Origin of the sequence: Paraburkholderia nodosa DSM 21604 (assembly GCF_000519185.1) — a bacterium.
In the GTDB taxonomy this organism is placed as follows: domain Bacteria; phylum Pseudomonadota; class Gammaproteobacteria; order Burkholderiales; family Burkholderiaceae; genus Paraburkholderia; species Paraburkholderia nodosa.
Genome location: NZ_JAFA01000032.1, coordinates 1 through 13,930, shown reverse-complemented (window position 1 = coordinate 13,930; position 13,930 = coordinate 1). Strand labels below are relative to the sequence as shown.

The 13,930-nt window shown below is 67.6% G+C and carries 10 protein-coding genes; 2 read left to right on the top strand and 8 right to left on the bottom strand.

Annotated features, from left to right (window positions below):
• Window positions 1-3 precede the first annotated feature (3 nt).
• From A3CW_RS48275 to A3CW_RS0132980, 7 genes are all read right to left on the bottom strand, one after another.
• Window positions 4-1,476, bottom strand: coding sequence for a cytochrome P450 (locus A3CW_RS48275; RefSeq protein WP_051481866.1), 1,473 nt, complete (start codon window positions 1,474-1,476; stop codon window positions 4-6).
• 24 nt (window positions 1,477-1,500) lie between these two features.
• A complete protein-coding gene (locus A3CW_RS0133005) occupies window positions 1,501-2,211 on the bottom strand; it encodes a YceH family protein (RefSeq protein ID WP_028207381.1) in 711 nt (236 codons plus the stop codon).
• Between the two features lie 95 nt (window positions 2,212-2,306).
• Window positions 2,307-5,105 (bottom strand): Hsp70 family protein, encoded by a 2,799-nt coding sequence (locus A3CW_RS0133000; protein WP_028207380.1) that lies wholly within the window; start codon window positions 5,103-5,105, stop codon window positions 2,307-2,309.
• A 5-nt stretch (window positions 5,106-5,110) separates the two neighbouring features.
• Entirely contained in the window at window positions 5,111-6,955 is a 1,845-nt protein-coding gene (locus A3CW_RS0132995) for an Hsp70 family protein (protein ID WP_028207379.1), read from the bottom strand.
• Window positions 6,952-7,536 carry a DUF2760 domain-containing protein gene (locus A3CW_RS0132990; RefSeq protein ID WP_028207378.1) on the bottom strand — a complete coding sequence of 195 codons (585 nt, stop codon included), beginning with the start codon at window positions 7,534-7,536 and terminating at the stop codon, window positions 6,952-6,954. Before A3CW_RS0132990 ends, A3CW_RS0132995 begins: the two co-directional genes overlap by 4 nt.
• A gap of 384 nt (window positions 7,537-7,920) precedes the next feature.
• Window positions 7,921-8,430 (bottom strand): hypothetical protein, encoded by a 510-nt coding sequence (locus tag A3CW_RS0132985; RefSeq protein WP_028207377.1) that lies wholly within the window; start codon window positions 8,428-8,430, stop codon window positions 7,921-7,923.
• A gap of 187 nt (window positions 8,431-8,617) precedes the next feature.
• Window positions 8,618-10,543 carry a potassium transporter Kup gene (locus tag A3CW_RS0132980; protein WP_028207376.1) on the bottom strand — a complete coding sequence of 642 codons (1,926 nt, stop codon included), beginning with the start codon at window positions 10,541-10,543 and terminating at the stop codon, window positions 8,618-8,620.
• A gap of 261 nt (window positions 10,544-10,804) precedes the next feature.
• Between A3CW_RS0132980 and A3CW_RS0132970 the strand changes: the two genes are divergently transcribed.
• Window positions 10,805-11,914: a purine-nucleoside phosphorylase gene (locus tag A3CW_RS0132970; protein WP_028207375.1), complete on the top strand. Its 1,110-nt coding sequence runs from the start codon at window positions 10,805-10,807 to the stop codon at window positions 11,912-11,914.
• A gap of 376 nt (window positions 11,915-12,290) precedes the next feature.
• Window positions 12,291-13,595: a flavin-dependent monooxygenase QhpG gene (gene qhpG, locus A3CW_RS0132965; RefSeq protein WP_028207374.1), complete on the top strand. Its 1,305-nt coding sequence runs from the start codon at window positions 12,291-12,293 to the stop codon at window positions 13,593-13,595.
• A gap of 114 nt (window positions 13,596-13,709) precedes the next feature.
• Here the strand turns inward: qhpG and A3CW_RS0132960 are convergent.
• Window positions 13,710-13,930: integrase core domain-containing protein (locus A3CW_RS0132960; protein WP_028207373.1), on the bottom strand; the 221-nt coding region annotated here is incomplete at its 5' end.

Genomic DNA, 13,930 nt, shown 5'->3' with positions numbered 1-13,930 from the left:
ACTTCAGTCACGGCCCGGTTGATTCGTTTGTGGTTGAAGCGACTCAACCCGTGGCCACAATTCCAGCCGCACCGGCATGCGGTTCGGCACCATCGCGAACGCCGTGATTTCCTCGATCGTCGAGGGATCGGCGGCCAGCTTCACCTTGAAGCGGTTCATCAGCGTGGAGAGCACGAGGCGCATTTCCATCGCCGCCAGATGCCGCCCCGGACACACACGCGGCCCCGCGCCAAACTGCACCCACGCGCGCGGATCGTGCACACGCGCATCGCCACCCGCATGGCCGCGCAGCCAGCGCTCGGGGTCGAACCGCCGGGGCTGCGAGTAGTGGCGCGCGTCGAGCATGGGCGGGCGTGTGAGGAAGAACATCTTCGAACCGGCGGACAACGCGACGTCGCTCACCTGCACATTCTCTACGGGCTCGAACGCCATGATCGCGGCCACCGGACGAAAGCGCAGCGTTTCGCTGCATACGGCTTCGAACAGGTCGAGGTCCTTCACGAGGCTGTAGTCCGGACACACGTTGTGTGTGGCGAGCACCGCGTGCGCTGCGCTGGCGAGGCGCTGCTGCAGCGGTTCGTCCGCGCATAGATAGTAGAGCGACCACGCCAGCGCATTGGCCGTGGTGTCCTCGCCCGCCAGCAGCAGCGTGAGCACGTTGGCGGCGATGATGCCGTCGGTCACGTCGGAGCCCGGCGCATCGCGCAGCGCGAGCATCGCTTCGAGCAGATGGCGCGGCGCATCGGACGGCTCGTCGCGCATGCGCTCGCGCGAGCGCGCAATCATGCCGCGTATCGTGCGCTGCACTTCGGCGAGCGCCCGGTCCGTGCGGCGGTCGCGCGGCAAACGCACATAGCGCCAGTACGGGAACGGCGCGTTCACGCGATGCATGAGCGTCGGGAAGATCTGCGCGAGATGCTCCTGAATGACGCCGCGCTCCTGCTCGAGCGTGCGCGGGTCCTCGCCGAAGGCGAGCGCGCTCGTCACATCCACCGTGTAACGCTTGAGGTCGTCGGTCATCTCGACCACCTCGCCGCGCTCGGCCGCGCGTTGCCAGCGGTCGTGCAGACGCGCCGTGATTGCCTGCAGCGTGGGATAGAACGCGCGGAGGTGCGGGATGGAAAGCGCCTGCATGACGAGCCGGCGCTGCGGCTCCCACGCCGCGCCTTCAGCCGAGAACACCCCGTTGCAGCCGATTTCGGCGAGCACGGGTTCGAGCGACGCGTAACGCCGGTAGCGATGCGGACGCTCGCGCATCACGCTCTGGCTCAGCTCCGCGTCGCTCCAGACCGTGACCGGCATGCCGCAGATCTGGAAGCGATACGGCGTGCCGAGTTCTTCCGCCCACTGTTCGAGCACGCGATGCAGTTTCGGCGCGTTGAGCTGATGCAGATTGCCGATGAGCGGCAAGCCGCGCGGGCACGGCAGGTCGCGCACCTGGCGCAGGCGCTGGGCGGAGGATGCGGCGGCGTCCATGGCGCGACGGCGGAGTGACGGTACTCAGTCGAGCGACATGCCCAGTTCGGCGGCCATGCGCGCGACGAGCGTCTGCAGACGCTCGACTTCGTCGGCGAGACGCTGCTGTTCGGCGCGCACCGCCTCGAAGTCCGCGAGCGACACGCTCTCGCCGGCTTCCTCACGAGCGCCGGGCGCGATGGCCCCCGCGGCAACGAAACTCGCCGTGTTCACTTCGCCGCACAGCAGATGCATCCAGCGGCTTTCCCGTTCGCCCGGCGCGCGCGGCAGCTTCACGACGAGCGGCGGCTCGCGCTCGGCCAGCTCTTCCAGGAAGCCTTCGACTGACGAGACATCGGCGAACCCGTGCAGGCGCGACGAGTTCAGGCGCAATTCCGCCCCCGTCTGCGCGCCGCGCAGCAGCAGCACGGTCAGGAGCGCCACGGCCTGGCTCGGCACGCCGAGCACGCGGTTCAGGTTGTGCTCGAAGCGCGGCACGCGGCTGCTGCTGCCTTCGAACACGAGGCTCAGCAACTTGAGGTCTTCGATGGCGGCCAGCACTTCGGCTTCGCTCACGTTCATGACCGGGGTGCGCGCGGTCTTCTGGTTGCAGCCGAGCGTGAGCGCGTTGAGCGAGAGCGGATAGGTGTCGGGCACCGTGTGCTGCTTTTCGACCAGCACGCCGACGATACGCGCCTCGATCGGCGAGAGCGCGCGCAAGGCGCGCGGCGAGGAAGCATCGGCAGGAGAATTCATGGGCAGATCAGTCCGCTGTGTTTCAGTTGGAATCAGGCGTTCGATCATACGCGCGCCGGGCTTCCCGCAGAAGTCGCGTGTCGCTCAGCCCGCGATCAACCCGCAAGCAGCTTCAGCCCCGCCGGCAGCGCCTCGCCGAACACCCGGCCCGTGTCCGCGGTATCGAGCGCGACGACTTCGCGCACCATCGTGACCCACGCAGGCGGCGCGTTCGCCGACTCCATCCGGCGCACCACGGTCTCGCGCAACCCGGCGGGCAGGTCGCGCGAGCGGTCGCCCGTCATGCGCGCGATTTGCGCGGCGGCGAACATCGCCGGTTCGATCTTTTTCCAGTCGAGCGCGAGAATCGCGTCGAGCCAAAGCGCGGCAGTTTGCGGCGGCACCACGCCGTGCGCGCTGCCGTAGAACGGCTGGCGCGCGCCGATGCGGCCCACGGCCCACCACGTCTGATGATTCTCGGAAGGCTTCTGAAGCCGCTGCAACAGCCGCTCGCCGATCTCGATCTTGCGCCCGGCCGCAATCTGTTCGAGCGACGCGTAGAGCCGGATCATGTCCGGCACGCCGAGCTTCGCGGTGTCGAAGGGCAGCTTGTGGCGCTTCGAGCCGGCCGCCTCTTCGAGGTACGTCATCGCCTCCAGCACCTCGTGCTGCTGCGCCTCGTTCAGACCACCGGCCGCGCGCCGCCAGAGCGTCCACCACTCCGACCACACCTGGCCTTCGCCCACGAACTGGATGCCGTCGTCGAAGAGCGACCAGAGCTGCTCGACGCGCCATTCGTCCAGCGGATAGCCGAAGCCCGGACGCAGGCAAAAGCCGGCGAGGTTCAGCCACAGGCGTTCGTGATCGGCGGAGCGCCGGCGCTTGCCCGCGCGTTCCCAGAGCGCGCCGAACAGCTCGCGCAGGAGCGGGCCGTCCCAATTCTGGCGCGGCCCGAGCCGCTCTTCGAGATGCGCGCGCAAGCGCCTCACTTCCTTCGCGTCGACCTTGACGGAGCGCGCGCCGAACACGCGTTCGATCGCGTCGATGGCTTCGTCGAGGCCGGCATGGCGCGACTCGCCGTTCGCCGCGCCGGCACCGGCCTCGTGCTCCGCGCGGCGCAGCGCGAATTCGAGCAGCCAGCGCTGCGAGGCGTCGTCGGTGGCGATGCAGTGCATCTCCAGCGTGCCGACTTCGGTGAGCGCGGTCGTGAGCTTGACGGGACGCTCGCGCGCCGTCTTTGCATCGCCGCCGCCTGCGGGCACCACGGTCGCGAGCGGCGGCAGGCGCACGAAGTCGCCCGCTGCGAGGTCGGCCAGCTCGCCGGGTTGCCACGCGGTGTCGGCCACCGTCGATGCGAGGTGGAACTGCACCGGCTGGCCCAGCTGCAATGCGAACGTGCGGTCGTCCAGATGCAGTTCGTGGCCTTCCTCTGTGCCGCGCGGCAGGACGCACACGCCGCGCGCAGCGGCATCGGCTGCCGCGCCTTCGTCGAGCACGAGAAAGTAGCTGCGCGGCGAGCCGCCGCCGATACGCGGCGCGTTGCCGGCCCGCGCGAGCGCATAGGCGACCGCGCCACGTGCGACGGCCACGTCGGGCTGATCGTTCTGCAGCACGTTGAGCGGCTCGCCGCGCCACGTGCCGAGCGTATCGGCCAGACGCTGCGCGAGCGAGCGCGCGCGGAACACGCCGCCGTTGAGCAGCAGCGCGTCCGGCATGGGCAGCGCGGTTTCCGGTTCACCGGCCGCGCCCGAAGAACCCAGCGCCTCGCGCGACTGCGCGGCGAAGCGCTGCAAGAACGCCGCGATATGGCGCGTGATGGCCGGATCGGCGGCATAGGGCAAGCCGAACTCGACGATCGCCGCGCGCGAGCGGCGCGGCAGGTCGCCGTGAGTGCCCATCGGGAAGAAGCCGTCCACCACGATCTGCGCGACTTCCTCGCGGCCAAGCTGCGTGGTACGCGCGCCGCCCACGAGACGCGCACCCGCGCCAAGCAGCGTGATCGGCACGGACTCGGGTGCGCTCGCGTCGAGCAACTGCTCCTTCGCGACGCGGCAGCGCTCCACGAGCTGCGAAAGGCTCGCCGCACTCAGGCGCGTTTGCGCGTTCGCGAGCCGGCTTTCGGCCAGATGCGCGAGCGCGAGATCCATGTTGTCGCCGCCGAGCATCAGATGATTGCCCACGCCGATGCGCGTGAGCTGCGGCTCGCCGCCCTCGAACTGCACCTTGATGAGCGTGAGGTCGGTCGTACCGCCGCCCACGTCGCACACGAGCACGAGGCGCGACGCGCCCAGCTCCGCGTCGAGCGTCGCGCGATGGTGATACAGCCAGTCGTAGAACGCGGCCTGCGGTTCTTCGAGCAGGCGCAGCGCGGGCAATTTCGCCATGCGGGCCGCTTCGAGCGTGAGCGCGCGCGCGCCGTCATCGAACGAGGCGGGCACGGTGAGCACGACGTCCTGATCTTCGAGCGGCGCATGCGGGAAACGATGGTTCCACGCGGCGCGCACGTGCGCGAGATAGCTGGCGCTCGCGGTCACCGGCGAAACCTTGGCGACGTCATCGGGCGCGCCCCACGGCAGGATCGGCGCGAGGCGATCCACCGCTGCATGCGAGAGCCAGCTTTTCGCGCTCGCCACGAGCCGGCCCGGCACCTGCGCGCCGAGCGTGCGCGCGAGGCGGCCGATGACGGCGTCGTCGCCGGGCGTCGGCGCGCGCCACGGCAAGCGTAGATCGCCCGCCGCAAGCTCGCCTGCCGCCGGGTGATAGCGCGCGGAAGGAAGCATCTTTTCCGCGCCCACTTCCCCGAGGCCGGTGAGCTGCTCGACGTCGAACACGCGGATGGCGTCGCCGCCCGCCTCCACGTACGCCACGACGGTATTGCTCGTCCCCAGGTCGATGCCGACGACGTATGGCTTCATCGGGCTCAGTCGCCTGCTCCGCCACGCACGTCGAACTCGACCTTCCAGCGCTCGTTCGTGCCGCTCGGCATGGCTTCGAGCTCCAGCGTGCCCGCCTCCGTCACGCGCGCGTGCAGCTTCACGGGCACGACCTCGCCGGGTGTGCGGCCTTCGGTCGGCAGCGTGGCCTGGATTTCCTCCAGCTCCTGCAATTCTTCGGGCGACCAGTAGTCGAGCATCGTGCCGACCTGGTCCTGACGCCGCACCGACGAGCCGAAGAAACGGAAGTGCACCGGCTCGCCGACCACGAGGCCGAACTCCTGCGGCGGCAGCGCCGCCTCGGTGCCCTCTTCCATGCCGAACGGCGCGACGCAGAGCGCCGACACGGGCGGCTCGAGCCCAGGCACCGCCGGCATGGCCGATTCGACGGCCACGTAATACGCGCGCGCCGTGCCACCGCGAATGCGCACGCCCTTGCCGCGCTTGACGTAGCCGTAATAGGCCGCGCCGCGCGCCACCGCGAGGTCGAGATCGGCACCGCCTAGCAGACGCGCGGGCGCAGCGCCTTCGGCCGCGAGCCAGCCGTTGAGGATATCGAGCACGCGTTGCGAAAGCAGCGCCGACTTGAACACGCCGCCGTTGAAAAGGACCGCCGTGGGGTGCAGGAAGGTCGCGCCTGCGGGCGGCGCGCCAAAGCCTTCGAGTTCCGCGAGCGCCTGCACCTGACGGCCGAGGAAGGCGGCGAGATGGCGCGTGACGCCCGCGTCCTGCGCATACGGCAGGCCAAGCTGCGTGAGACCCACGCGCGTACGCACGGCGGGGCGCGCGGCGGCGTCCACCTGCGGGAAGAAGCCTTCGAGAATGATCTGCGTGAGTTCGGCGCGCGTGAGTTCCGTACGGATCGAACCGCCGATCAGCTTCGAGCCGCGGCTAGGCACGACGATCGGCACCGTATCGACGGAGGCGTCGCTCAGCAGCGTTTCCTTGGCCGACCGGCACGCATAGGTCAGCGCGCGCAGTTGCCACGGATCGGCCTGCGTGCCCTGGGCCGCGAGCTTGCGCGCGACCACGTGCGCGAGCGCGAGGTCCATGTTGTCGCCGCCGAGCAGAATGTGCTCGCCCACGGCCACGCGGTGCAGTTCGAGATTGCCTTCGCGCTCGACCACGGCGATCAGCGAAAGGTCGGTCGTGCCGCCGCCCACGTCGACCACGAGGATGATGTCGCCGACCTTCACGTCCTTGCGCCACGCACCGCCGCTCTTCTGAATCCAGCTATAGAGGGCCGCTTGCGGCTCTTCCAGCAGCGTCATCTTCGCGTAGCCCGCCGCCTGCGCGGCCTCGGCCGTCAGCTCGCGCGCGGCAGGGTCGAACGAGGCCGGAATCGTGACGGTAATCTCCTGCTCGCCGAACGGCGCCTCGGGGTGCGCGTGGTCCCAGGCCTCGCGCAGATGCGTGAGATAGCGCACCGAGCTTTCGAGCGGCGACACGCGCGTGACTTCGGGCGGCGCGTCGTTGGGCAGAATGGCCGCGCGGCGATCCACGCCGGGGTGGCACAACCAGCTCTTCGCGCTCGAGACGAGGCGGATCGGCGTGCCCGCGCCACGGCTGCGCGCAAGCTCGCCCACGGCGTACTCGCGCGTGGTGGTCCACGGCAGCGTGAGGTCGCCCGGCGTCAGCTCGCCCGCATGCGGCAAATAGAGAAACGAAGGCAGCAGGTCGGGCGCTTCCAGCGTGCCCGGCGCCGTCAGCTGGGTCACGTTCAGCACACCCTGCTGGGTCTTTTCGCCATCGCTGGCGCTGAGGTCGACGTAGGACAGCGCGCAATGCGTCGTGCCCAGGTCGATGCCAATCGAATATCGCGGATCGCTCACAGCTCCACCTCCGCCGGCGCGATGATGCGCGCGTCGTGCGTCTTGACGAGTTGCGGCAGCTTGACCTCCTCGACGCGCCAGCCGCGATGCGTGAGGCTGCCGCTGAACGGCGCCTCGCCCACCACGTTGCCGGTGAGGCGCACGGCGGCGGCGTCGAAACCGGCCGGCAGCGTCACGCGCGAGCCTTCGGACTCGCTGCGCACCGGGCGGATCGCGAAGTGGTCGCGCAGCGTGGCGCGGCAGCCTTCGTGGACGATGCGGGCGGCGGCGCCGATATCCGCATCGGCATAGCCGGCAATGTCTTCCTCGACGAAATCGACGAAGCGCGCGTTACGCTGGAGCAGGCCGAGCAGCTGGAGCGCGGCGTCGGGCGTGGCTTCCTTGATGACGGTGGGTGCAGGTGCTGGTGCCGGCTTCGCGACCGGCGCCGCGGCGGGCGCAGGCGCAGCGGCGGCGGGGGCAAGCCCGCCTTCACGCAGACCGCGCACGTTGGCGGCGAGCTCGCCGTCGCCGAGGATCGCGAAGAACGATCCCAGCGCGACCGAAAGACGGCCGAAGAAAGACAGATTCGATTCGGGCATGTAGACGACTCCAATATCGCTTGAGGGCTCGCAGACAAGGCGAGCCGACCTGCCGGGCTCGCAACGAGGCCCGATCGATGCCTGGAAGGAGGCGGCCGGCAGGGGAAACTCGAGCCCGGCACGGGCTCAAAACCCGTATTTTGCCTTGTCGCGGGCGCAAGCCGGTCAAAATGCGGATTTGGCGAGGGAATGGCGCGCCCGGCGGCGGGCGCGGGACGTTGGCGGCGGCCGGTGGCGCGGCCGAACTTCGGCGGTCAATGGTTGAACGCTGCGGCCCTAAAAAGGCACGCCAAGGCAGTGAAATGGGGCGCGAATTGGACGACAGGCGGCGTGGGCAAACGCGCCTGCGTCGCCGCCGTGATTCGCTTTGAAGCCCCGGCGCTTTCAGGGAAAGATGGGCGTCGTCGCTTCCGCGCCTTCCACGTCGGCACGCGGAACGTGCTGCGCGATGTTCGCCTCGATCTCCGCTTCGCGCGAGCCGGGCACATCGGCCATGACCAGCAGCTGGCCGTCCTCGATCGGCCCGTGAAAGCGCGAGAGCCGTGTGTTCGGTTCGTCCACGCCGATCATGCCGGCCACCCACGCGCCGAATATCGCGCCCGCGAGGGTCAGCACGACGACCACCCCGCCCGTGATATCGAAGTTCGCGGGCGGAAACATCAGCGCCACGAGACCGACGATTGCACCAGTCGCCGCGCCGAACATCACGCCGCGCTCCAGCGCATGCACGACGTCGCTGCGCTGCAGCAGCGAGGCCTCGGGCAAGCGTTCGAGCCCCACGCTGTGATTGGCGAGCACGTGGATATGACGCCACGTGATGCGCGCGCGCAGCAGATCGTCGACGATCGCCTGCGCCGTGGTGGTGTCGGGAGCGAGGAAATAGAGGCGTCTCATGATGGCCCTCCTTCGGTCATGCGGCGACCCGCTTGCAACCGGCTAGCAACCGGCTCGCTGCCACATGACTACGATGCGATTCCGATCATCCTACGCCTGAGTTCCTGTCAGCGCGACAGCCTGGCGTGGGTCTACGCCACAATCCGCGCGCGCCCAGAACCCGTCAGCGCCACGCGCGTCGAGCCGCCTAAATCTCGATGCGCGCACCGACCTCGATCACGCGATTGGCCGGCAGCTTGAAGAACGCGGCGATATTGCCGACGTTGTGCAGCATCACCGCGAAAAGACGCTCACGCCAGAGCGCCATGCCATGGCCGCGCTTCGGCACCACCACGGCGCGGCTGAGGAACCACGACGTCTCGTCGAGATCGAACGTCAACTCCGCGGACTTATAGGCGGCGAGCGTGCATGGCAAGTCCACCTCGTCCTTGAATCCGTAATTGACGACGACGCAGTAGCAGCCCGGACATAGCAGTTCGACCATCACGCGCTCGCTCTCGGCCACCCACGGCACGCTCTTCGTCTTCACGCTCAGGAATACTACGCGTTCGTGCAACACCCGGTTGTGCCGCAAGTTGTTGACGAGCGCGTGCGGTACGGCGTCGGCGTTCGGCGTGAGGAAGATCGCCGTGCCGCCCACGCGCACCGGCGAGCTCTCGAGCAGCGCCGCGAGATAAGGCTTGAGGGGCTTCTTGCCGGCGCGCGTGCGCGCCTCGGCCGCCATCATTTCCCAGCCCTTTCCCCAGGTCGCCATGACCGTGAACATCAGTGCGCCGATCGCGAGCGGGAACCAGCCGCCATCCACGATCTTGAGCAGGTTGGCCGAGAAGAACATGGCGTCGATCACGAAGAAGAACGCCGTGGCGAACACACACAGCAGCCAGTTGTAGTGCCACGCGTAACGCACGACGAAGAACGTGAGGAACGTCGTGATGAGCATCGTGCCGGTCACGGCGATGCCGTAAGCGGAGCCGAGCGCCGTGGACGACCGGAAGCCCACCACCGCCGCGACCACGGCGACGAGCAGGATCCAGTTGATGCCGGGCACGTAGATCTGCCCGATTTCGCGCTCCGAAGTGTGCACGATATTCATGCGCGGCAGGAAGGAAAGCTGCATGGCCTGCATTGCCATGGAATAGGTGCCCGAAATCACGGCCTGCGAGGCGATGACGGTGGCGACGGTCGCGAGCACGATCATCGGCACGATGGACCATTGCGGGAAGAGCCGGTAGAACGGGTTTTGCATCGCGCCGGGGTTGGCCAGCAGCAGCGCGCCCTGCCCCAGGTAGTTGAGCGCGAGCGAAGGAAACACAATGCCGAACCACGTGAGGCGAATAGGCTGCTTGCCGAAGTGACCCATGTCGGCATAGAGGGCTTCGGCGCCCGTGAGCGAGAGCACGACCGCGCCCAGCGCGACGAAGGCGAGCCAGCGGTGATGCAGACAAAACGCGATGCCCTCGCGCGGATCGAGCGCGAACAGCACGGCCGGCGCGGAGACAATGTTGGCCACGCCCGCCACGCCGATCACGACGAACCACAGCACCATCACCGGCCCGAACACGGCACCGATGCCACCCGTGCCGTGCTTTTGCGTCACGAACAACACGATGATCGCCGTAAGCGTCACCGGAATCACGTAGGTCTTGAGCGCGGGCTCGGCCACTTCGAGGCCTTCCACGGCGCTCAGCACCGAGATGGCCGGCGTGATCACGCTGTCGCCGAAGAAGAGCGCCGCGCCCATCACGCCGATCACGAGCAGCGCAGCACGCAGATGCGGCCGCGACGCCACCGAGGAAGCCGCGAGCGCGAGCAGCGCCATGATGCCGCCCTCGCCGTGATTGTTCGCGCGCAGGATGAGCGCGACGTATTTGAGCGAGACGACGATCATGAGCGACCAGAAGATCAGCGAGACGATGCCTACGATATTGAAAGCATTGACCGCAAGGCCGTTGCTGGGATCGAACACGGTCGCGAGCGTGTAGAGCGGGCTCGTGCCGATGTCGCCGTAGACCACGCCGAGCGCGGCCAGCGCGAGCGCGGGAAGCGCCGGGCGATGCGGGCCGGAGTCGCCAAGGCGCCCGTGCGCGGGCGCCGCGGATGCGGATTGTCCCATGTCTCCCTCCTGGTAGTGCCGCATGCGGACCGGGGGGCCGCGCGGCCTTGTCGCTTCGTATTGGCGAGGCTGCCCCGTTGGGCGCGCTAGTCGAAGTATAGGAACTTGGCGCAAAAATGCGCTTCGCGTGGCACGCAAAGGCAACAGCGCCGCGTGAGGCGCGATGCCTTCGCAAAACTGTCATAGTCGAGCGTATTTTCCTGAACATTCACCCGCTCAATCGGGTCGCCCGGTACGCGTACAACCATAAGGACATGCACAATGCGAACCCGCCTCACGCTCCTCTGCGCCGCGCTGGCGCTCGCTGCCTGCGCGTCGCAGCCCCGTTCAGCGCAACAGGACGCCGGAACGCTTTCTGCGCAAAACGCGGCCTTCGCGCAAAGCGGCGTCACCCCACACGGACGTCCGGTGAAAGTCATGATCGTGACGATGTTCGCGCCCGAAGCGAAGACATGGCTCGATCGCCTCGGTCCCTGGGAGTCCGTGACGATCGCGGGCCTCTCGCCCGACTACCCCAATGTGCAATGCAATGCCGACGACGTTTGCGTGATGACGACCGGCATGGGCCACGCGAATGCCGCCGCCTCGACCATGGCCCTCGCCTTCGCGCCGCAGTTCGACCTGCGCAAGACTTACTTCCTCATCGCGGGCATCGCGGGAGTGAATCCCGAGCACGGCACGATCGGCTCGGCGGCCTGGTCGGACTGGCTCGTCGATTTCGGCCTGCAGTGGGAGATCGACGGCGATGGCCGCCCGCGCGGCTGGCGCACCGGCTATCTCGGCATCAACACGAAAAGCCCCAACGACAAGCCCGCGCTCGACTACCGCACCGAAGTGTTCCACCTGAATCCGAGGCTCACCTCAGCCGCCTGGGCGATCTCGCGCGACGTGAAGCTCGCCGATAGCACGCAGGCCCAGGCCGCGCGCGCGAAATATGCTTACGCTCCCGCCAACCGGCCGCCCACGGTGATCCGTTGCGATTCGGTCGCCGACGATACCTGGTGGTCGGGCAAGGCGCTCGGCGCGAGGGCGAGCGAGTTCACGCGCCAGTTGACCGGCGGACAAGGCGTGTACTGCATGACGCAGCAGGAGGACAACGCCACGTTCGAAGCACTCAGCCGCGCGGCGCGTGCGCAACGCGTGGACCTCGATCGCGTGGCCGTGCTGCGCGCGGGCTCGGACTTCGATCGTCCGTATGCGGGCGAATCGAACGCGGCGAATCTGCTGAACTATGCGAGCCAGGGCGGCTTTGCACCCGCGTTGGAAAACCTCTATCGCGCGGGCCGTCCGCTCGTGCAGACCATCGTCGCGCACTGGAGCGAATGGCAGGATGGCATTCCTGCAAATTTGTCTGCCGCATCGCCTCGATAGCCACATCACGCCCTGTCCCCGCTTTGCCTCGTTGAAGCGAAGCATCCTTGTGAGGAATACAGACGATCGGTGCGTGCCGCAACCCGGCATGCATCGCCAATTCGCAAAGCAATTACAGCGCACGATCGTTCATACGCATTGCGCATCGGAATGCGGGATTTCCGCTACTGAAATCCTTCTTTGACCGGATAGCTTTATCGCGGCATCTATGCCAGATTAGGTCTCACGCATTTCGAGCGCAGCGCAGGGGTCGCGAAGCGATGCGCCATGATTCCACGGGGGACAGCATGCACGGTTACTTCTCTCCCCTTCATGCCGTCACGCACATCATGTTCGCGAGCGTGCACGCGTGTGTGCATTCGCGAGCGCGCGCGTCATGAACGCCGCCAGCATCGTCGTGCTCGGCGCGGGGCCAGCGGGCGCAGCCGTTGCGCGCGCGCTCGCGGGGCTCGGTTATCGCGTGCAGGTGGTGAGCGACTGGCGCCGCTTCGACGCTGCCGAAGCCTTTTCGGCACGCGCGATCGAAGCGCTGCGCCGCGCGGGCCTGCATCGCGCAGCCAGCTGCGGCGAAGGGCCGTGCGTGCGCACCACGCTCTGGAACGGCGCGCTACAAACGCTCGATGCAGAATTCCTCGTAGACCGGCGCGTGTTCGATGCGGCCCTGCGCGAGGACCTGTGCAGCGTGGGCGTCGACATGATCGAGGCGAACGTGCGCTCGCTGCATTCCTCATCCGCGGGTCACGATCTCATGATCGAGACCGCCGATGGACCGCTCACGTTACGCGCGGACTTTCTGGTCGAAGCGCGCGGGCGCCTCGCGCCGCTGTTGCGCGACGCCACGCGCGGCCCGCAAACCGTGAGCCTGCTGAACGTATGGAAGGGCCGCGCGGGCGCAGCAGCCACTGCCGTGGAAAGCCTGCCGGCCGGATGGGCATGGATGGCGCGTCTGGGTGACGGCCGCTGCTACTGGCAATTGACGCTGGACGTCACGAACCCCGAACTGCCGCAGCGCGATGAACTGCTCGCGTTTTGCGAGCGCATGCGGCATTCGCCGCTTGCCAGCGACTTCTTCGCCGGCGACGCCGCGAACGATGCACGCCTCTATGCGCGCAGCAGTACCGCCACGCTGTGCGGGCGTACCGGCGGCCATAACTGGTTGCGCGTGGGCGACGCCGCCATGGCCGTCGATCCGCTCGCGGGCAATGGCGTGTTCCAGTCGCTCACCTCCGCGTTGCAGGCGCCCGCTGTGATCCACACGCTGCTCGCGCGGCCCGAGCGTGCGCCGCTCGCGCTGCGCTTTCACCAGCAGCGCATCGAGCAGTTGTTCATGCGCTTCGCGCGCACCGGGCGCGATGTCTATGCGCTCGAACAGCGCTGGACGACGCGGCCATTCTGGCAAACGCGCGGTGCGTGGCCTGATGACCGGCCCGCTCACGTTAGCGCCGATTTCAACGAGTTGAACGTAGGGCGCGCACCCGTGATCGATGGCGGCATGATTGCCGAAGCAGACGTGGTCGCGAGCCCGGATCAGCCGCTCGGTATCTGGCATCTGTGCGATGCTGCGCTTGCGCCTGTGGTTGAGGCGCTTCGGCGCGAGCCCGCTGAGCAGGTGCTCAAGTCGCTCGATGCCGATCAGGCGCGGATGATTCGGCACTGGCTTGCTATGCAGGATTTTCCTTAGCGGCTGGCTCTCTTTTTGGCTTTTCCTTGTTTTCGCATCGGTATGCAGGCGTTGCCCCTGTGCGGGGCGGCACTGTAGTGGTCAAGCCTCTTTGGACACCCACAAAGGGGCTTTTCAATAAATCGAAGTTTCGTATCGCACTGGCGGCAGATTGTCTGCTGCCGAATGAATGCGCCGGTAGTTGTAGAAGTCAGCGATGTAGCCCGTGATATCGCGTTGAGCCTGTTCGTGACTACCGTACTCCTGATCGCCGATCCATTCGTTCTTCAGGCTCCGGAAGAAGCGTTCGACCACCGCGTTGTCCCAGCAACTTCCCTTTCTGCTCATGCTCTGTA